This is a genomic window from Hymenobacter sp. BT18 (genome assembly GCF_012273015.1).
Classification (GTDB): domain Bacteria; phylum Bacteroidota; class Bacteroidia; order Cytophagales; family Hymenobacteraceae; genus Hymenobacter; species Hymenobacter lutimineralis.
The window spans coordinates 3,281,366-3,300,135 of record NZ_CP050954.1 but is presented as its reverse complement, the minus strand read 5'-3'; the positions used below and the strand labels follow the sequence as shown (position 1 = coordinate 3,300,135).

The window sequence follows — 18,770 nt, the reverse complement described above, 5'->3', positions numbered from 1 at the left end:
GGCTACAGGGTTTTCTTCAGGTACGCGGCGGCGGCGGTATTCTTGGGATTCAGGGCCAGGGCGCGCTTGTAGTTTTTAGCAGCTAGGTCCTTCTGGCCCAGCTCGGCGTAGGTTTCGGCCAGGCTGTCGTAGGTATTGGCACTCTGCGGGTACAGGCTTACGTTCAGCTTGAACACCTCCAGGGCCTCCTTAGCCAGCTGCTGGCGGAGGAGAAAGTAGCCCCAGCCATTCACATCATCCTCGGGCAGTTGATAGGTGGGATTCTGTTTCTGCTTTTGCTTTACCAGGGCTGCCGCCTGGGCAAATCCGCGCTGGCGCAGCTCGGTATGCAGGGCGCGTATAGTGGGCGGCAAGCCAAAGCCCGCTACAGCTTTCATATCGGGCAGGTAGTAGCCTGCCAGCTCATCCACGAAACCATCCGGGTTGGCACCCTGCAGGTTGGTTAGCACCACAATGGTCAGGTCGTCTTCGGGGTACATAAACACGGCGGAGCGGCCGCCGCCCACCGGGGCTATGGCCGGATGTTCGGGGCGTAATACCACGGGGCTGCCGAGGGCGTAGCCATTCAGGAAGCGGCTAAAGCCGCGCGGTTGGCCGTTGTTGAGCAGGCCGGGCGTCCAGAGCGTGGTGAGGCTGGCGGGCTGCAGGAGCTTGCCTTGTTGCAGCGCTACGGTCCAGCGGGCCATTTCCTCGGCCGTAGAGCTCATGCCGGCGGCCGTGCGCAAGGAAGGCGCAAACACCTCAAAAACGTTCCGCAGTTCTTTGGAGCGCCCCATTACCCCATTCACACTGTGGAAAAACGTATAGCCCCGGGCCGCGTGCGGCAGCACGTCGTGGGCGTCGCCGGTAGTAGTCTGGGGCATGCCTACCACGTTCAGCTGACGCTCCTGAATGAATTGGGCGAAGGGCTGCCCGCTTAGCTTGGTCAGTAGCTGGCCCAGAAGCAGGTAGTTGGTTTGGTTGTAGGCAAACTTCTCTCCGGGCTGGAAGTCCATGGGCTGGGCCTGCACTTTCGTCCAGGCCGCCTGCTCATCATCTTCCGTCACCATAGCATCGTTGGCCATGATGTCGGGCAGGCCTGAGGTATGCGTCAGGAGCTGGCGCACCGTGGCGGGTTGCCAGGCCGTGGGCAGGCCCGGGAGGTAGCGCGCAATGGGTGCGGCCAGGTCTACCTTGCCGGCTTCTACCAGCTGCATCACGGCCACGCCCACAAAGGCTTTGGTGATGGAGTTGATGGGAAAACGCGTGCGGCTGGTTACCGGAATCGAGTCCTGGATATTGGCCAGCCCATATTGGGCCGACTTGATGATTTTGCCCTGCCGCACCACCGCCAGTTGCAGGCCGGGAATGCGCAGCTGCCGCATTTTGGCCGCCAGAAAAAGGTCCACGCTGTCGGGCGCCGTGGCGGCGTTGGCCGGGAAACAGCTAGCCAGGCATAGGAGCATTCCCAGCAGGCGGGAAAAGAGAATACGGTTCTTGTTTTTCATAGCAGAAAGAGAGGAAGAGGCAGCGCTACCAAGCGAAGTTGAGCGGTAGATGCGCCAAGTTCCTATATAGTTGGCTACAGATAAGCTTTCTTCCATGTTTTCCAGGAATTATGCACCTAGCCTATTGATAATCAGCTCGTCTTTCTACCTGTTGCAGGGCGCTGAATGGTAGTCAAGGACCAGGCCGATTGCCCTTCTGCACGTCACATTCTTTCCTGATCAGGATTCGTTTTTCCGCCCCATCTCTTCGCTGGCACTGGATTTCCATCCGGCAGGGCCGGAAAACCGCTTTGTCCCGGGCAGGGCGCAATCCGGACATAGCCCTAAGTAGATGTCACAAATTCAGGCGGTTCTGCCTTTCCTTTCGCTTCTGTATAAGGTAGACTTGCTCCTGCCGATACCGCCGGGCGTTGGCTTCCCCCTTACCCCTGCTCCCCATGCGCACCGTATCCTTCACCGCCGCCCCTCGCTTTCCACAACCTGCCGCCCTCTCCCTGGTCCTAAAAGACAGCTATCTGAAAGCCCTGGGCTTCGAACCGCTGCGCACCGACCTGCCCGTGCACCAGCTGGCCTCGGCGCAGCCGCTCAGCTACGTGGCTACCACCGATGTGCGCTACCGGCACCCGCACCGCGCTGCCGATGGCACCAGCCTTTACGTCTATGCCTGGCTGCACGAATCGGGGTACCTACTGGCTACCAGCGCCAGCATCAACGACGAAGACCAGATCCTGGTCGAGCTGCCCTCCAACGACTTCCGGCAGCTGCAGCGCCATACGCTTGAGTTCTACGCGTGCCGCGGCGGCGTAGAAACGCCTGCCAAGCCCCAGGCCGCCTAGCCTCGCCCGCCAACAGCCGCCGGCCCCACCAGTACTGCTCTACAATCGGGCGGGCATTGGTGGGGCCGGCGGCTGTTTAGCCCTGTACTATGCGGGCCGTTACCAATAGCTGGCCCACGTGGCGGGTGGTGTGCTCGGCCGCATGCGTGAGCAAGCCGACCACGGTGCTCGGAAGCTGGGCGCGGCCTACGGGTCGGTAGTCCGTAAGGCTCTGCTCGGGCGTGCTCCGCAGCTGTTCTAAAAAGGCCGCTACCTGATGGTGAAAGTGCTGCAGGAGCGCATTGGTACTATCCACGACGGTTGGCACGTCGTTTTCGGCAGCCAGGTACGCCAGCTGGGCCTGGCTCAAGGCTTCCTGCCGGGCATAGGTAGCCAGCCTATCGAGCACGCCTGCTAGGTGCCGCAGGTGAAAGCCTACCGAGGCAACGCCGGCTGGCTGGACCGCGAGCAGGTGGTCGGGGAAAGCGGCCAGGGCGGCATCGAGTTCTTCTTGGGCTTGCAGGAGGGCGTGGGCTATAGGCTGCAAAAGAGCCGGCACATCGGGTAGCGGCCCCCGCAGCCATACTTCGGGCAAAGCAGGCATAATGAGTAATTAAGCTTATTACTTGCCCCGGCTGGCTTTCAGGTAGGCCTGGGCTTCCCGAAACAGCTCGGAGCGGCGCTCCGCCGACTCGTGCAGCACCTGATAGTAGCTGCGGGCCGTTTTCTTGTCGCCTTCCTTGGCCGCCATCCGGGCCAGGTAGGCGTTGGCCAGCAGGTAGAAGCCGCTTTCCGTTTCACCGGTGGTTTCAGCAAACACGATGCTGCGCTGGTAGTAGTCCTGGGCCGCCGTGGGGTTGTGCTCCATGAACTGGGCAATGTAGCCGAGGAAGAAGCTGGCGTAGCGCCCACTGATGGACTCGTAGCCCGGCATGCCCTTGTTCAGCTTTTCCAGGATCTGCCGGCTCACGCGCTGGCACTCCACAAAGTCCCCCTGGTTGTAGCACACCAAGGCGTAGTAGCGCTGGAAGTACGCATTGTCGGGGTAGCTATTGGCTAGCTCCCGGGCCACTTGCAGGCTGGCTTTGGGGTTTTTCTCTTCCGTGTACAGCAGCCGCATCAGAAAGAACTTGGCCTCGGTACTGGTATAGAACCCGTTGCGGGCCACGGTACGCAGCTGCTGCATACCCAGCTGGCGGTTTCCCTTGGGAAAAAACAGCAGCACCGGCCGCAGCAAGGGGTAGTTCTCGGAAATCCAGACGGCGTAGTAGTTGATAAGCCCCTGCCCGAACAGGAAGTCGGCGCTGAGGCCATTGGCTTCCTTGCTTTTGTCGAGGTAGTCGAGGGCGTACTTGCTGTTGAGGGTAGCCTTGCGCCAGTTTTTGCGCTCGGCGTGCAGGCGGGCCTCAAAGCCATAGGCGGCAGCCAGGAAAAAGCTGGCTTCGTAGTTTTTGTTGTCCTGGTCGTAGAGCCGCTCCCCGTGCACAATGGCCGTGTCGAGGTAGGCCAGCATCAGCTTGTCGTACTGCTTGTTCTGAAAGTTGCTGGGCATAATTTTCCAGCACGTGCTCAGGCCCAGCAGAAAGTAGGGCATGGGGTGGTTGGGGTAGCGGCGGCGCAGGGAGCGAAACTGCCGCTCGGCCTTGTCGAACTTGAAGTTGTAGAGGTTTTCCACCGCCCCGCCCAGCTCAATCTGGATGTCTTTGTCCAGCAAAAGCCACCCTTTCGTGTCCACGGCGCTGGGCGCAATTTCTACGTCTCCGAGCTCAATATTGCGAATGGGCGGCAGTGAGTCGGGCTGCTGGGCCCGCACTAGTCCGGGCAAACCCAGGCATAGAAATAGTAAAACCAGGAAATAACGGTGCATAGAGAGGCGGAGGAAGCCGCGAAAGATACCGCGAAAATAGCGTTTTATGCTGGCCGTCAGCATAGGCAGCCTATGTATACGGGCCGATAGACATTGTAGGGCGTCTCAAAAAAGGGCGGGTTTATCCGTTGCAAAGTCCTACTTTGACGCCCACTAAAACGCCTTCTCTTCCGTTCCAACAGTTAAACTCCTATGTCCAAAATTGTTTCTCCGCAGGTAGAATTCGGTTTTCTGCTGCAGCAAATGAAAGCCGCAACGCCCGAAGTATTCTCACCGGACGGCAAATTCCTGAACCTGCTCGAAGGCCGCTGGCAGGAGTTTGGTACCCCGCGCGAGTTCACCTCCCCCATCGATGGTTCCCAGCTGGGCTGGATGCCCATGCTCAACCGCGACGCCGCCCTGCGGGCCGTGCACGCCGCCAAACAGGAGGCCAGCGCCTGGGCCGCTACCGACCTGGATGAGCGCAAGCGCCGCGTGCAGGACTGCCTCGACCAGCTGCGCCCCCAGGTAGACCTGATTGGCAAGCTGCTGATGTGGGAAATCGGCAAAACCTACAAGCTGGGCTTCACTGACATTGACCGTGCTATTGAGGGCGTGCAGTGGTACGTCGATAATATCGAAGGCATGCTGGGCCAGCGCAAGCCCCTGGGCCTGGTCAGCAACATTGCCTCCTGGAACTACCCTATGTCGGTGCTGCTGCACGCGGTGCTGGTGCAGGCCCTGTGCGGCAACGCTGTTATTGCCAAAACGCCCACCGACGGCGGCTTTATTTCCCTGAGTCTGGCCTTTGCCATTGCCCGCCGCTGCGGCCTGCCCGTGACCTTGGTGAGCGGCCCCGGTGGGGAGCTGAGCGACGTGCTGGTGAAAAACGATGCCATCGACTGCCTGAGCTTTGTGGGCGGGCGCTACAACGGCCGCAACATTGCCGACGCCCTGGCCCAGCACCAGAAGCGCTACATGCTGGAAATGGAAGGCGTAAACACCTACGGCATCTGGGACTACTCCGACTGGAATGCCCTGGGCGACCAGCTCAAGAAAGGCTACGATTACGGCAAGCAGCGCTGCACGGCCTACGTGCGCTTTGTAGTGCAGCGCAGCTTGTTTCCGCAGTTTCTGGAAACCTATTGGGAAGCCATCCGCAGCCTGAAAGTGGGCAACCCCACGCTGGTAGACCACCCCGACGACAAGCTGCCCGACCTGGCGTTTGGCCCCGTCATCAACCGCCAGCAGGCCGAAGACCTGGACCGCCTCTACGCTGATGCCCTCAAAACCGGCGCAACGCCCATCTTCCAGGGCAAGCTCGATGACACGCTGTTCCTGCCCGACCAGGACCGCTCGGCCTACCGCGCCCCCCGGGCCCTGGTCAACCTGCCGCGCCAGAGTGAGCTGTACTTCAAGGAGCCCTTCGGCCCCATCGACAGCATCGTGCTCGTAGACCGCGTGGAAGAGCTGGTGGGCGAAATGAACATCAGCAACGGGGCCCTGGTAGCTGCCGTAGCTTCCGACGACCAGAAGTGGGCCGAGCGCACGGCCCGCGAGGTGCGCGCCTTCAAAGTGGGCATCAACAAGCTCCGCTCCCGCGGCGACCGGGAAGAGGTATTCGGTGGGCTGGGCGAGTCGTGGAAAGGAGCCTTTGTGGGCGGCAAGCTGCTGGTAGAAGCTGTAACGGAGGGCCCCGCTCCCGTGCTCGGCAACTACGAAGAGGCCACGCTGCTGCCCGAGAAGCCGTAAGCAACTCTGACTTCCTAATTCCCGTTCCGGGTTTTGCGTTACCTCCACGGGGCGCGAAACCCGGAACGGCTTTTTAGAAGGGTACCGGTCATAACCAGCCATTGCTGGCATTGCAGCCTGAGCGCGCTAGTTCACGCGTATCCAGTGCAGCCGAAACGAGGACGCGCTGCTGCGGGCGTTGCGCACGTAGAAGCGGGTGATGTTGTTACTGAGGTGTTCGTAGCTGTGCGAGACGTACTCACCGCCGCCGCCGCCAGTCTGGTCCACCACAATCATCAGCGTAGGCTGGTAGCCCAGGTTGTGGGTCCAGTCGAAGGTGCCGATGGCGCCGGCCGGAATGCTCACCAAGTTGGAGCTGTAGGTATCCTGGCGCACCGAGCCGTTGACGTGCAGGCGGGTTTGGGGCGAGGCGGTGCCAATGCCCACGTTGCCGTTGTTGCTGACGCGCAGGCCCTCGTTGCCCCCATCGTTGGAGAGCCAGCGGCCATTCAAACGCAGGTTTTGAGTGGCAGTGTGGTTGCCCAGGTTGTCGCCCGGCAGCACGACGGAGCCCCCATCGGTCAGGCTCAGGGTGGAGCCCTGCAGGCTGAGCTGCTGGGTGAGGGCGGCGGTGTTTTGCAAGCTACCATCGGGGAAGCGCACCCCGCCCTGGCTGCTGTAGATGGTGCCGGCCACCTGCAGCTTTTCCAAGGGCTGCGTGGTGCCTACTCCCACGTTGCCGGTGTAGGTACTGGCCGGCACCGGCACGCAGCTCAGCGTAGCGGCAAAGCCCGCGCGCTCCACGCTGGCGTCGCTGGTAAAGCGTAGCGTGAGAGCCCCGAGCACGTTGGTGGCCGTGTAGGTCTGGTTCAGGCCCTCAAGGCCGCTTAGCCGGGCCAGCAAGGGAGTGCTGGTGCTGATGCCATCGTAGATTTCGAGGAAGTCGTAGTCTTTTTCGGTCTGAAATAGGGTGAAATTCAGGCTGACGCGGCCGGTTGCGGCCGTTGGCCGCAGCGTGAGCGTGCTGTTCTGACTAGCGCCGTAGCCATTGATTGTCCCACCAGCGTCGTATACAGTGCCGGCGCAGCCGGTAGAAGTGCTGGTGGCAGTTCCAGCCAACATCAGGATGGTTTGGGCCCGAAGCACGGCGGGCCAGCCGAGCACAAGCAGGGTCAGGATGAGGTATAAGTGTTTCATAGCGGGTAGTTGGAGCGGTTGATGGAGCTAAAATAAGACCTACGCTGGTAAATCCGCGACGGCGCCCGACGCGGCCGTCAGCGCAGGGGCGCTCTGGTCTCCGTTACCCTTCGTTCAACTCGAAGAGCGCGGCCCGCCTGCGTTGCCTGCCATTTACGTAGCGCATAGCAGCGTAGCGTGCCTGAGCGCATAGCCCCAGCCAAGGGGGGGCTCCTTTCTCAGCCAGCCCGAGTTGCAACCTTCGGCGGAAGGAATGACTCTCCACTGAGAACGGGCCGGGAGGCCCGGCCATCCCCTGCTCTTTTTCCACCTTTTATTCTTATGCGTTATTCGTTAGCAGCCAGCACGTTGCTGATGGCCGGTCTGTTGTCGGGCTGCTGCTGGGACTGCATCGGCAACGACGGCAACGAGTACCTGTCCCTGGCTTTCTCCACGGATTCGCTGAGCGGCAAAGGCTTTCGGCGCGCCGAGCTGCGCTCCGTGTACGTGGTGCGGTACTCCGATCAGGCGCTGGCCAATCCGCTCGACACGCTCCGCCAACCCACTACCCTGTCGCTCTACTGGCCCCAGGGCATGCTTTCCCTGCTGCCCGTGTCTACCACCGAGGCCGCCGCTTCTGCCAATTGGGCTTTCCCGCAGAGCTACCGCGTAGCCGTGCCCGCCGCCAGCAAGACCTACGACATCAACGCCCTGGAAGTAGATGTGTCGGAAAGCGAATGCGGCTGCACCCAGGCCACGCTGCAGCGTTTTGAGCTGAACGGGAAGCCTACGGAGCCGGGGTTGAGCAAGGTGGTTATCCTGGAGAAATAGTAGAAACGCCCTTTATTGGTTTGGGCGCGCAACCAAACGGGGTGTACATTTAGCCCCATGTTGCAAGCTTCTCAGCGCGGCCGGGCTATGCCACTTTCGCCCTACCGCCGCCTTTCGCCCTATGCTGATGCCGCCAAGGCCCGCGGCCTGCATGTCTACCACCTCAACATCGGCCAGCCCGATATTGAAACGCCTCCGGCCATGATGGCGGCGGTTCAGCAAGCGGATATCCGGGTGCTGGAGTACAGCCACGGCGCGGGTACGCTCAGCTACCGCCAGAAGCTGGCGACCTACTACCAGCGGGCCGATATTGCCGTCACGCCCGACGAAATCATCGTGACCACCGGGGGCTCAGAGGCCATTCTGTTTGCCCTGCTCAGCTGCCTGAACCCCGGCGACGAAGTGCTGGTACCCGAGCCGTACTACGGCGCCTACACTGCCTTTTCCATCGCCGCGGGCGTCACGCTGGTGCCCGTGCTTTCCTACATTGAAACGGGGTTTGCGCTACCTTCCCTCGCAGAGCTGGAAGCTCACCTCACCGAGCGCACCCGGGCCGTGCTTATCTGCAACCCCAACAACCCCACCGGCTACGTGTACAGCCGCACGGAGCTGGAACAGCTCCTCGACCTGTGCCAGCGCCACCAGCTGTTTCTGCTGTCGGATGAGGCCTACCGGGAGTTCTGCTACGACGCGCCCTACGTGAGTGCCCTGCACCTGGGCCCGGCCGCCCACGAGCACGTGGTCCTGCTGGATACCATTTCCAAGCGCTACAGCGCCTGCGGAGCCCGCCTGGGCGCCTTGGTCACCAAAAACCAGACGATTCGGGACGCCGCTTTCCGGTTCGCGCAGATGCGCATCAGCCCGCCCGGCCTAGCTCAGCTGATGGGCGAAGCCGCCGCCGACCTGCCCGAGTCGTACTTCGACCACACCAAAGCTGAGTACCAGGCCCGCCGCGACCGGCTGGTGGAGCGCCTACGCGCTATGCCCGGCGTGGTGTGTCCGCGTCCGGGAGGTGCGTTCTACGTGCTGTGCCGCCTGCCCGTAGACGATGCCGCCCGCTTTTCCCAGTGGCTGCTGGAAGATTTCAACCACGAGGGCCAGACACTGATGATGTCGCCGGCCGTGGGCTTCTACGCTACCCCGGGCGCAGGCATCGATGAAGTTCGGCTGGCCTACGTGCTCAACCTCCAGGCCCTGGATGCGGCCATGGATTGCCTGGAGCACGGCCTGCGCGTGTATCCTGGTCGACGCAATTAAGCCCTCAAGCGGTTCTTTGCCGATTCTCGCGGGGGAAGTCGTAGCTTTTGCCCACGGTTTCTTCCGGGTTTATTTCCTGCCTTACGCCCTACGCTCATCTTGCTTCCTTTATGCCTCAGACAACTGAAACCACGCCCGTAAAAAAGTACTCCGCCGGGCTGCGCATCTGGCACTGGTCCAACTACCTCGTGATTTCGGGGCTACTCAGCACCATCCTGTTTCTGCGCGTTATCATCAACATGCGGGGGCTGTTCCCGAAAATGCAGCAGGTGCTACAGGAGCAGGGTATTTCGGCCACCGAGCAGCAACTGCGTGGGGTAGGCCGTCTGGTGAGCCACCGCATCTGGGACTGGCACATCTACCTGGGCGTGGCCCTGGCCGTACTGCTGGGGTGGCGCATCATAGCGGAGCTGGTGGCACCGGCCATGCAGCGGTTCAGGGCGCGACTCCAACGCGCTGCCCAGGCGCCGGCCGAGGGCACTGGTTTCCGGCTTCGCAAGTCGACAGCGGTGAAGTACTCGTACCTGATTTTCTACCTACTGCTTACCGTGATGGTGGTTACCGGCCTGCTGCTCGTGTACGCCGACGACGTGGAAGCCCTGCACAAGCTGGAGCATGATATCAAGGAAATCCACAACGTGAACATGTACCTGATTCTGGCCTTCATTGTGGTGCACATTGTAGGCGTCGTCTTGGCCGAGCTGCACAAAGACCGCGGCATCACCTCCGACATGCTCCACGGCGGCACCCTAGCCGACAAGGAGTAGCTTGGCCGTACCTAACGCTGGTAGTTCCTGCGTATCTTAAACCCGTTGAGGCGCTCCGGCTGTTTCAACGGGTTTTTCTTTCGCTGTCTTCTTATCTAGCAGGCCCTGGGCTATGCTTACCCATAACCGTAGCGGCACTGTTCTTGCCCAAGCGGTGGGGTCGTTTTGTTTACGTCTCGTTTGTGTGTTTGCTGTATGCGTACCTCCTGGCTGTTAACGGGCTTTCTGAGCTTTTGCGGAATGAGCTTACTGGCGAGCAGCACCCCGGCTACCCGTCCCCCCCAGTTTCTCACCCTGCGCCGCAACGGCGCGGCCCTGCCTACGGACTCTATCAGTTCCCGCTTCGAGGTTTCGCCGAATGAAGGCCGGGTGCTTACCCTTACCATTGTACCCGCCGAGGCCCCCGACGACCCTGGCCTGACCATCATGGTCGATGAGTTTAAGCCGGTGCCGGCCGTGTATCGGTTCAAGGAAATCCTCAGTGGCCATATCCGCGAGGCCTCCTACCGGGTTGGCAATGTGGCCGCCGAATCCAAGGCCTGCGCCCTCAACGATGGCGAAGTGCGCGTAACGGCCGTGGATACGGCTCATCATTTGTTAACGGGCACCTACCGGGCGGTGCTTTGCCAAACCAACGTAGCCCGCGCGGCGGCGCGGCGCCTGGTGCTAGAGGGCAGCTTTGCTTTTCCATACGAGGTGCGGTAGCCCGCAGCATCCATTCGATAAACTCAAAGCGGCCCACTCCCTCAGGGAATGGGCCGCTTTCTTGTTGCCTAATAGCAACTGGTTACTTCAGCGTGGCCAAGTCGATGACGAAGCGGTACTTCACATCACTTTTCAGCATCCGCTCGTAGGCCTCGTTGATGTAGCTCATCGGAATGACTTCCACGTCCGAAACAATGTTGTGCTGGGCGCAGAAGTCGAGCATTTCCTGGGTTTCCTGGATGCCGCCGATGAGGGAGCCGGCAATGCGGCGGCGCTTGCCAATGAGCTGGAAGGCGTGCAGCTGCGGGGCTTCCGGGGGCACGCCGAGCAGGATCATGGTGCCGTCGCGGCGCAGCAGGCTCACGTACTGACTCAGGTCCAGCGGAGCCGACACGGTGTTCAGGATGAAGTCGAAGTAGTTGCTGACGCTCTTAAGGGCGGCTTTGTCTTTCGTCACTACAAACTTGTGCGCCCCCAGCGCCCGGGCATCGGCTTCCTTGTCGGGGGACGTGCTGAGCACGGTTACCTCGGCGCCCATGGCGGCGGCCAGCTTCACGGCCATGTGGCCCAGGCCGCCCAGGCCCATCACGCCCACCCGGTGCCCCGGTCCGACCTTCCACTGCCGCAGCGGCGAGTAGGTGGTGATACCCGCACACAGCAGCGGAGCCACCCCAGCCAGGGGCAGCGTATCGGGCACGCGCAGGGTATAGGCCTCGTCCACCACAATCTGAGTGGAGTAGCCGCCGTAGGTGGGCGCGCCCGTGCCCCGCTCGCGGCCGCCGTAGGTGCCTACCATGCCCACCTCGCAGTACTGCTCCAGGCCCTCCTGGCAGCTGGGGCAGGTACGGCAGGAATCTACCATGCAGCCCACGCCGGCCAGGTCGCCCACCCGGAAGTTTTTCACGTGGGCGCCCACCTGCGTTACGCGGCCTACAATTTCGTGGCCGGGCACCATGGGAAAAATGGAGCCGCCCCACTCGTCGCGCACCTGGTGCAGGTCAGAGTGGCAGACTCCACAAAACAGGATTTCAATCTGCACGTCGTGGGCGCCCACTTCACGCCGCTCGAACTGAAACGGCGCCAGGGGGCTGCTGGCCGCGGGGGCGGCGTATGCTTTGGTTGTACTCATCATAGAAAGGCTCAAAAAACGAACTGTAATAACTCCGATGCGGGGGGAAGGTTGTGCGGCCGGGTCGCTTATCTTGCTGCCCCTTACTTCCCAGGCCGTTACTCTCTCTCAATGCCCTCTTCTCCCCCTAAGTCCCCGTTTTACGGGGGCTGGCTGCTCGGACTGGCCGCGCTTCGCCTCGCCGCTCAGTCTTTGCTCATTCACCCGGCCTACCAGTTACACCGCGACGAGTATCTGCACCTGGACCAGGCCAACCATTTGGCCTGGGGCTACATCTCCCTGCCCCCGCTTACCTCGTGGGTGGCGTGGCTGGTGCAGGCCCTGGGCGGGGGCGAGTACTGGGTGCATTTTTTTCCGGCTTTCTTCGGGGTGCTGACGCTGGTGCTGGTATGGGCACTGGTGCACGAGCTGGGTGGGGGCTTCTACGCCAAGCTGCTGGCCGCCGGAGCCGTCCTGCTCTCAGCCTTGCTGCGCATCAACCTGCTGTTTCAGCCCAACTCGTTTGATGTCCTGGCCTGGACGGCGGCCACCTATTGCCTGGTGCGCTACCTGCACACTACACGCCTGGCCTGGATGCTGGCTCTAGGAGCCGTGCTAGGCCTGGGCATGCTCAACAAGTACAACGTCGTGTTTTGGGCGGCCGGGATGCTGCCGGCCTTGCTGCTGTCGGAGCACCGCCAGCGGGTGTTTGGGCGGCGGGCTACCTACCTGGCGGCGGGGCTGGCGTTGCTGATTTTCTTGCCGAACCTGCTCTGGCAGGTGCAGCACCATTTCCCGGTGGTGTGGCACATGCAAGAGCTGAAGCGCACCCAGCTGGTGAATGTAGAGGCTTCGGATTTCCTGAAAAGCCAGCTGCTGTTTTTCCTGAATAGCTTCTGGCTGCTGGTAGCCGCCGGGGTGGGCCTGGCACGCTGGCCCGCGCTGCGGCCTTACCGGTTTCTGGGCTGGAGCGTGCTCCTGACGCTGGCTATTTTTCTGGGGCTGCACGCCAAAGACTACTACGCCATTGGGCTGTATCCGCCGCTGCTGGCGGTGGGCGCCGTGTACATGGAACACCTGCTGCGGGCCGGGCGCTGGCGATACCTGCGGCCGGTGCTGCCGCTGGTGCAGTTGCTGCTCATTGTACCCATGCTGCGGGTAGGGTTTCCGCTGCAGCCGCCCGCGGCTTTGCAGGCCCGGGCCGCCGACTTTGAGGCGCTGGGTTTGCTGCGCTGGGAAGACGGGCAGAACCACCCCCTGCCCCAGGACTTTGCCGATATGCTGGGCTGGCGCGAAATGACGGACAAGGCCGTAGCCGCCTACCAGCTCCTCCCCGATTCCCTCCGGGCGCATACCCTGGTGCTCTGCGACAACTACGGCCAGACGGGCGCCCTCAACTACTACAGCCGCGGCAGGCTGCCCCTGGCCGTTTCGTTTAATGCCGATTACGTGTACTGGTTTCCGGATCTGAGCACCATCCGGGCCTTTGTGCTGGTGACCGAGGACGGGGGGCCCGATAAAGAAGATGAGCAGCATTTCCAGCGGGTCCAGCGCCTGACGACCGTGGAGGAGCCCCTGGCCCGGGAGCATGGCACCCAAATCAACCTCCTGACGGGACCGGACCAAGCCATTATCCAAAAGCTAAAGCTGCGCCTGCAGGACCGGCAGCAACTGCGGTAGGGCTTTACTGGGCTTTGTCTAGCTGCTCCTGGGCGGCTTTGCTTTCGGAGGCTGCCTGCACGGGCGTGGTGGGCGCCGTCGGCGTGGTTTGGCCGGTGCGCATGATTTCGGCTACCTGCTCCTGCAGGCGGCGCATGGACTCGCGGGCGAAGCGCTTTTGCAGCATCCGGCCGAAGAACTTAAAGCCAATCCAGTAGAACGGGTTGCGGATCTGGCCCACCTGGGAAAAGGCGTGAATCCGGAACAGGACGCGCCCGGTGGCCAGCAACTTATGGATGGTGAAGTCAATCTGCCCCCGCTCGAAGTGCCCTTCCAGGGTGCGGTAGTTGTAGCCCCACACCTGCTCCTCCCCATCGGGTGAAGCGCGCCGCTCATCCGTAACCCCGCCCACGCGCACGCCAAACCAGAACGAGAAGCCCAGAAACTGCGCCCGCAGCACCATCAGCCGCTTTTCCAGGGGCTGATCCGGCACGAAGATGCCCGTAATCAGGTTGGGGGGCGGGAAAGAGTAGCGCCGCAGTACCTCCTGGGCGGCGGCCCAGCTGCCGTGTGGCGCGGGCGGGCCGGGGGCCTCTTGAGGAAGTTCCACCTCGTAGTCGTCGATACGCCAGCCATTTTCGGCGGTGTACTCACTCACGCGGGTGAGGTCGAAGTTCACCGCCGAGTTTTCATAAGCCTGAAGCCGGGCTTGCTGCTGCTCCCACAGCGCCGGAGCGTTAGATGGTGCGCTCATGGTGGTCGGTGTGCTGCTCGTTTCCGTCCTGTTCCACGGTTTCTACCTGCACAGGCCCGGTGGGGGTGCCGCCGCTGGCCTCCGCCGCGCGCTGGCAGAACGTCACCCAGGTTTGCTCCTGCACTTGCTTGCCTACCCCGATGGTATTGTAGGCAAAAGCCACCAGCCCGTCGCGGGAGCGGGCCCAGGAGTGAATTTCAAAACGCAGCGTATCCGGTTTGGTGGGCAGGTTGCGGGCCGAGAACCGGATGCGGCCGGCCTCGGGGTGCCCTTCCAAAGTAATCAGCTCAAAGTGTTGATCAGCTACTTCCGTCACGCGTACTTCGCCATTCCAGGGACCCAGAATCTTGATGTGAAATTCGTCGCCGACGGCCAGACTGTGCGCCTCCCCTTTTTCCTTGTGGAAATCAGCCAGCAGATCGGGCGAAAACTTCTCCAGGTCGCATTTAATGTCGTGAAACAGCTCCTTAGCTGATTTCTTGGAGTGCTCAATATCAATGAAATAGCGCCGCTCTATGTGCGGGCCGGCACCGGTATGGGCAGGTTGTTCGGGTTTGGGCATAGCAGCCCGCCGGAGGCAGCATAGGAGCAACCCGGCAGGATGTGTCTTAACGCAGAGAAACCCAGCCGGGTTAGGCAATGGGTGAGTCGGTAGCTGGGGACTAGGCGAAGGGCCGGATCAGTAGATCAGGGAATGACCTGCCAGATGGATAAAGGTGTCAGCCCCGCCGTATAACGCTCATTTACTCATTCGCTCATCTCCCCCTACCCTCTTTCATCCATGGCCTATTACCGTCCTTACCACCCGCCCGCCGACCCGGTCCTCGTTCGTGACCTCACGCGCCAGCAGGACGAGCTGCGCACCCATGTACAGCTGCAGCCGCTGGCCGCCGAGCCTATGCTTATAGCTGGCTGCGACTCTTCATTTCCCACCCCCGAAACGGTGCTGTCCGTTTTTGTGGTTTTGCGGTTTCCTTCTTTGGAGGTTGTGGAGAAAGTGTACCACACCAGCTCCGTGACGCTGCCTTACATACCGGGGCTGCTGGCTTTCCGCGAAGCGCCTAACTTGCTGCTGGCCTACGAAAAGCTGCAGCACCGGCCCGACGTGATTATGGTGGATGGGCACGGCATTGCGCACCCGCGCCGTATGGGCATTGCCGCGCACCTGGGCGTGATGCTCAACCGCCCAACGTTTGGCGTTGCCAAGCAGAAGCTGACCGGCGTGTACCAGGAGCCCGCCCTCCAGAAAGGCAGCATCACGCCCCTGACCGATAAAAGTGGGGAGCTGCTGGGCGAGGTTATTCGCAGCAAGGACAAGGTAAACCCGCTGTTTGTGTCGCCGGGCCACCTCTGCGACCAGGCTACGGCCACGCGCCTCACGCTGGCCTGCCTGCGCGGCTATAAGCTGCCCGAGCCCACGCGCCTGGCCGACCATTGGGCCGAGGAATTCAAAAAGGAGCTGCGCTGATGAAGACCCTGGCTTTCATCCTGGGTGGCTTGGTTTTTCTCAGTAGCGTGGGTTGCCAATCCGAGGCACCCACCCAACAAGCCGTTGAGGCTCCGATGGCGCTTCCGGATACCCCCAAGGCCACTACCTCCGCTTTGCCCCCAAAGGCCAGCACGCCGCCCGCAGCGGCCGCCGACACCTCGTTTCTGGCCAGCTGGCAGCAGTTTCACCAAGCCCTCAGGCAGCAGGATACCGTCGCGCTTCAGGCCCTGGTTGATCCAGCCGCGGGGCTTTGGATTCTTCAGCAGCCCGGGGCCCTTCCCCTCCTTTCCCGCGTTTCCCGCGTCACGGCCTTTCGGCGCGAGTACCAGCAGTTGCCACTTCTCTCAATAGCCCGGCAACTCGTGGACTGTCCCGCTCCTGCTTCCGTAACGCAGTTTCCTCAGTTCGACTGCGGTGCCCAGGGCGAAGGCCGCAGTGGCTTTGCGCAGGAAGGCTGTTTTGCTGGCCCCGGAGCGGCCTTTCAAACGCTGGACATGTGGCCCTACGCGACGTTGCGAGGCGGAACGGCCGCACAAGGCAAAGCCGCCCAGCAACGGGTGCTGCGCACCGTTTTGCAAACCAACACGGGCTTTCGGTTTCACTTTGGCCGCGGGGCTGATGGCCGCTGGCGGCTGCTTTACCTGGATTTACGCGTTCCGTGCAGTGCCTAGCGCCGCCTGCAGGCTAGCCAGCGACGAAGCCGCCGCTACTGGCAACCCCAGCAGCTGGGCCACCACCCGGTATACCACCACTGGCCCGCCGGCCTCGGCCATGACACCCCGCTGGCTTGAGGCTTGCGTTGACTTGGAGAGCTTGGCCCCATCGGCGCCGGAAACAAGAGTATGATGCCCAAACTGCACCCGACGAAAGGCCTCCATCCCGGGCAGGTACTGCGCTAGCCACAGCTGGGCGGCTGTACTCGGCAGCAAGTCCAGCCCGCGCACAATCAGCGTTACGCCCAGGCGCACATCGTCTATTATCGACGCTAGCTGGTACGCGGGCCAGCCGTCTTTCTTGCGGATGACAAAGTCCCCCAGTTCCCGGTCCAGGGCTACCTGCACGGGGCCCTGCCACAAGTCCTCGAAACAAACCAGCGCCTCCTCCGGAACCCGGACGCGCCAGGCTACCTCCGCGGCGTCATTTTCCACCTGATTGTCCCGGCACGTACCTGGATAGATACCATCCAATGACGTGCGGGCCAACTCGGTGCGGGAGCAGCGGCACGCATACACCATTGCGGGGTTTGCAGCTGATACTACCTGCAATCCGGCGGCATAGTCGCTCAAATAATGGCGCTGGGAATAGTTCTGCTCGAAATCGTCGGGGCCGGTGGGGCCAAAGTCGTAGTCGAGGCCCAGCCAGTCGATGGTGCGGAAGATATTTTCCAGGTACTGCGGCCGCACCCGGGCCCGGTCCAGGTCGTCGATGCGCAGGTGCAGGGTGCCGCCGGCCTGCCGCACCAGCAGCCAGGTAAGGGTGAAGTTCACGGCGTTGCCTAGGTGCAGAAATCCGCTGGGCGTAGGGGCCAGGCGCGAAACAACGGAAGCAGGCAACGGTGAAAGCATAACTCAAGCCCGCAAATATACTACGGACCAGGCGGCGGAAATCCGCTGAAATATTGGCGTTAAACTATTCTTCCGCCTTGCCGTCCAAGCCCCCGCCTGTAACTTCCCGGTCTGCTTATGAGATACGCGCTACTCTACCTGTTGCTATTGATAGGGGCTTCTTTTGCTCATGCCCAGCAGCCCCTTTATTTCCCACCGCTTGCGGGGGCGACCTGGGCTACGACTTCCCCGCAAAGCCTGGGCTGGTGCCAGCCCCGCCTCGACTCGCTCCTGAATTTTCTGGGGCGCAAGGGCACCAAGTCGTTTATCATCCTCAAAGACGGCCGCGTGGTTGTAGAGCAGTACTACGGCACCTACACGCAGGATTCGGTCTGGTACTGGGCTTCGGCCAGCAAGGCCCTGACGGCTACGCTGGTGGGCATAGCGCACCAGCAAGGCTTGGTGAGTTTGGACGACAGCGTATCCCGCTACCTCGGCCGCGCCTGGACGTCGACTACTTCCGCTCAAGAGCGCCGGATTACGGTGCGCCACCTGCTAACCATGACTTCCGGCTTAGACGATACCCCGCCACTACCCTGCGACAACGAGACTACTGACCCGGCCTGCCTGCTTTATCTGGCGCCGGCCGGCAGCCGCTGGGCCTATCATACCGGGGCATACCGCCGGCTGCTGGACGTGTTAGCCAAAGCCAGCAGCCTACCCATCAACCAGTACACCAGCCAAAAGCTGACGGAGCGGATTGGGATGCGGGGCCTGTGGGTGAATGGGGTGTACTACAGCCGCGCCCGCGACATGGCCCGCTTTGGGCTGCTCACCTTGGCAAATGGCCAGTGGAATAGCCTGCCGGTGCTTACCGATGCTGCTTACCGCCAGCAGATGCTGACGCCTTCCCAGGCGTTTAACCAGGCGTACGGTTACCTCTGGTGGCTAAACGGCCAAACCTCTTATAAACTCCCCGGCCCCCAGCAAACCGTTTTGCCAGGGGCGCTTATTCCGTCTGCTCCCGCCGACCTGGTAGCCGCCCTCGGCAAAAACGACCAGAAAATCTACGTGGTGCCCAGTCTGGGGCTGGTGGTTGTGCGCCAGGGAAATTCGGCCGGCACCCCCCGTTTGGCGCTTTCTTCCTTCGATACCGAACTGTGGCGCTATATATCGGCCCTGAACTGTACGGCCACGGCCAGCACCCCGCCGGCTGCGGCACCTGGCTGGCACCTGGCGCCCAACCCAGCTACCGGCACTACGCTTGTCCGCTGGACTACGCCCCCATCTGCTGGCAGCTACCTGCGGCTTTGCACCTTACTGGGCCAGGAGTTGCGCCGCGTGCCTGCTAGCTCCGCTACTCTATCCCTGCAAGACGTTGCGCCCGGCCTCTACATCGTCGGCTGCTTTGGGCCCGATGGCCGTAGTCTGGGTAGGCAGCGCCTACTGGTGCAATAGCTGCTTCGAAGGGTATTGCCTTTTCCTAATAAATCTTATGCGCCCACTTGCTTGTTGGTTTGGCTTGTCCAGTCGATTATAGCAGTTAGTCATTCTCTTTTCTAAATATTATTTCAGGTGAAAAGGAAACATTTTTTCGAAAC

At 61.7% G+C, this 18,770-nt stretch carries 18 protein-coding genes; 10 read left to right on the top strand and 8 right to left on the bottom strand.

Annotation, left to right across the window (positions count from 1 at the left end; all coding sequences use genetic code 11):
* Positions 1-2: 2 nt before the first annotated feature.
* On the bottom strand, positions 3-1,487 hold the full coding sequence (locus HER32_RS14185; RefSeq protein WP_232066261.1) for a serine hydrolase: 1,485 nt from the start codon (positions 1,485-1,487) through the stop codon (positions 3-5).
* A gap of 437 nt (positions 1,488-1,924) precedes the next feature.
* Here HER32_RS14185 and HER32_RS14180 point away from each other — a divergent pair, with 437 nt between their 5' ends.
* On the top strand, positions 1,925-2,323 hold the full coding sequence (locus HER32_RS14180) for a hypothetical protein (protein WP_149070689.1): 399 nt from the start codon (positions 1,925-1,927) through the stop codon (positions 2,321-2,323).
* Between the two features lie 76 nt (positions 2,324-2,399).
* On the opposite strand, the gene HER32_RS14175 is transcribed toward HER32_RS14180, so the two are convergent.
* Positions 2,400-2,906: a DinB family protein gene (locus tag HER32_RS14175; RefSeq protein ID WP_168682336.1), complete on the bottom strand. Its 507-nt coding sequence runs from the start codon at positions 2,904-2,906 to the stop codon at positions 2,400-2,402.
* A gap of 18 nt (positions 2,907-2,924) precedes the next feature.
* Positions 2,925-4,169: a tetratricopeptide repeat protein gene (locus tag HER32_RS14170; protein WP_149070691.1), complete on the bottom strand. Its 1,245-nt coding sequence runs from the start codon at positions 4,167-4,169 to the stop codon at positions 2,925-2,927.
* Positions 4,170-4,361: 192 nt separating this feature from the next.
* Between HER32_RS14170 and HER32_RS14165 the strand changes: the two genes are divergently transcribed.
* The gene (locus HER32_RS14165; RefSeq protein WP_168682335.1) at positions 4,362-5,900 is read left to right on the top strand and encodes an aldehyde dehydrogenase family protein; all 1,539 of its coding nucleotides are present in this window, start codon (positions 4,362-4,364) and stop codon (positions 5,898-5,900) included.
* A 126-nt stretch (positions 5,901-6,026) separates the two neighbouring features.
* Here the strand turns inward: HER32_RS14165 and HER32_RS14160 are convergent, their stop codons facing one another.
* The gene (locus HER32_RS14160) at positions 6,027-7,076 is read right to left on the bottom strand and encodes a CUB domain-containing protein (protein ID WP_168682334.1); all 1,050 of its coding nucleotides are present in this window, start codon (positions 7,074-7,076) and stop codon (positions 6,027-6,029) included.
* Positions 7,077-7,397: 321 nt separating this feature from the next.
* On the opposite strand from HER32_RS14160, the gene HER32_RS14155 reads away from it, so the two are divergent.
* The 4 genes from HER32_RS14155 to HER32_RS14140 all read left to right on the top strand — a co-directional run bounded on the left by HER32_RS14155 (position 7,398) and on the right by HER32_RS14140 (position 10,615).
* Positions 7,398-7,886, top strand: a complete 489-nt coding sequence (locus tag HER32_RS14155) for a hypothetical protein (RefSeq protein ID WP_168682333.1) — start codon at positions 7,398-7,400, stop codon at positions 7,884-7,886.
* A 57-nt stretch (positions 7,887-7,943) separates the two neighbouring features.
* The gene (locus HER32_RS14150; RefSeq protein ID WP_168682332.1) at positions 7,944-9,143 is read left to right on the top strand and encodes a pyridoxal phosphate-dependent aminotransferase; all 1,200 of its coding nucleotides are present in this window, start codon (positions 7,944-7,946) and stop codon (positions 9,141-9,143) included.
* Between the two features lie 110 nt (positions 9,144-9,253).
* Positions 9,254-9,910, top strand: coding sequence for a cytochrome b/b6 domain-containing protein (locus tag HER32_RS14145; protein ID WP_168682331.1), 657 nt, complete (start codon positions 9,254-9,256; stop codon positions 9,908-9,910).
* A 240-nt stretch (positions 9,911-10,150) separates the two neighbouring features.
* Complete coding sequence (locus HER32_RS14140) at positions 10,151-10,615, top strand: hypothetical protein (RefSeq protein WP_168682330.1); 465 nt, start codon at positions 10,151-10,153, stop codon at positions 10,613-10,615.
* Positions 10,616-10,697: 82 nt separating this feature from the next.
* On the opposite strand, the gene HER32_RS14135 is transcribed toward HER32_RS14140, so the two are convergent.
* Positions 10,698-11,744, bottom strand: coding sequence for an NAD(P)-dependent alcohol dehydrogenase (locus tag HER32_RS14135; protein ID WP_168683287.1), 1,047 nt, complete (start codon positions 11,742-11,744; stop codon positions 10,698-10,700).
* 111 nt (positions 11,745-11,855) lie between these two features.
* Here HER32_RS14135 and HER32_RS14130 point away from each other — a divergent pair, with 111 nt between their 5' ends.
* Positions 11,856-13,403, top strand: coding sequence for a glycosyltransferase family 39 protein (locus HER32_RS14130; protein WP_168682329.1), 1,548 nt, complete (start codon positions 11,856-11,858; stop codon positions 13,401-13,403).
* A gap of 4 nt (positions 13,404-13,407) precedes the next feature.
* Here the strand turns inward: HER32_RS14130 and HER32_RS14125 are convergent, their stop codons facing one another.
* The gene (locus tag HER32_RS14125; RefSeq protein ID WP_168682328.1) at positions 13,408-14,136 is read right to left on the bottom strand and encodes a DUF1990 domain-containing protein; all 729 of its coding nucleotides are present in this window, start codon (positions 14,134-14,136) and stop codon (positions 13,408-13,410) included.
* Positions 14,120-14,698: a DUF1990 family protein gene (locus HER32_RS14120; protein ID WP_168682327.1), complete on the bottom strand. Its 579-nt coding sequence runs from the start codon at positions 14,696-14,698 to the stop codon at positions 14,120-14,122. Before HER32_RS14120 ends, HER32_RS14125 begins: the two co-directional genes overlap by 17 nt.
* Positions 14,699-14,917: 219 nt before the next feature.
* Here HER32_RS14120 and nfi point away from each other — a divergent pair, with 219 nt between their 5' ends.
* Together nfi and HER32_RS14110 are read left to right on the top strand one after the other, a co-directional pair.
* On the top strand, positions 14,918-15,604 hold the full coding sequence (gene nfi / locus HER32_RS14115; RefSeq protein WP_168682326.1) for a deoxyribonuclease V: 687 nt from the start codon (positions 14,918-14,920) through the stop codon (positions 15,602-15,604).
* A gap of 95 nt (positions 15,605-15,699) precedes the next feature.
* Positions 15,700-16,296 (top strand): hypothetical protein, encoded by a 597-nt coding sequence (locus HER32_RS14110; protein ID WP_168682325.1) that lies wholly within the window; start codon positions 15,700-15,702, stop codon positions 16,294-16,296.
* Here HER32_RS14110 and HER32_RS14105 read toward each other — a convergent pair.
* Positions 16,273-17,190: a glutamate--tRNA ligase family protein gene (locus HER32_RS14105; RefSeq protein WP_168682324.1), complete on the bottom strand. Its 918-nt coding sequence runs from the start codon at positions 17,188-17,190 to the stop codon at positions 16,273-16,275. The two genes, HER32_RS14110 and HER32_RS14105, sit on opposite strands and share 24 nt — an antisense overlap.
* A 117-nt stretch (positions 17,191-17,307) precedes the next feature.
* Here HER32_RS14105 and HER32_RS14100 point away from each other — a divergent pair, with 117 nt between their 5' ends.
* A complete protein-coding gene (locus HER32_RS14100; protein ID WP_168682323.1) occupies positions 17,308-18,627 on the top strand; it encodes a serine hydrolase domain-containing protein in 1,320 nt (439 codons plus the stop codon).
* Positions 18,628-18,770 lie beyond the last annotated feature (143 nt).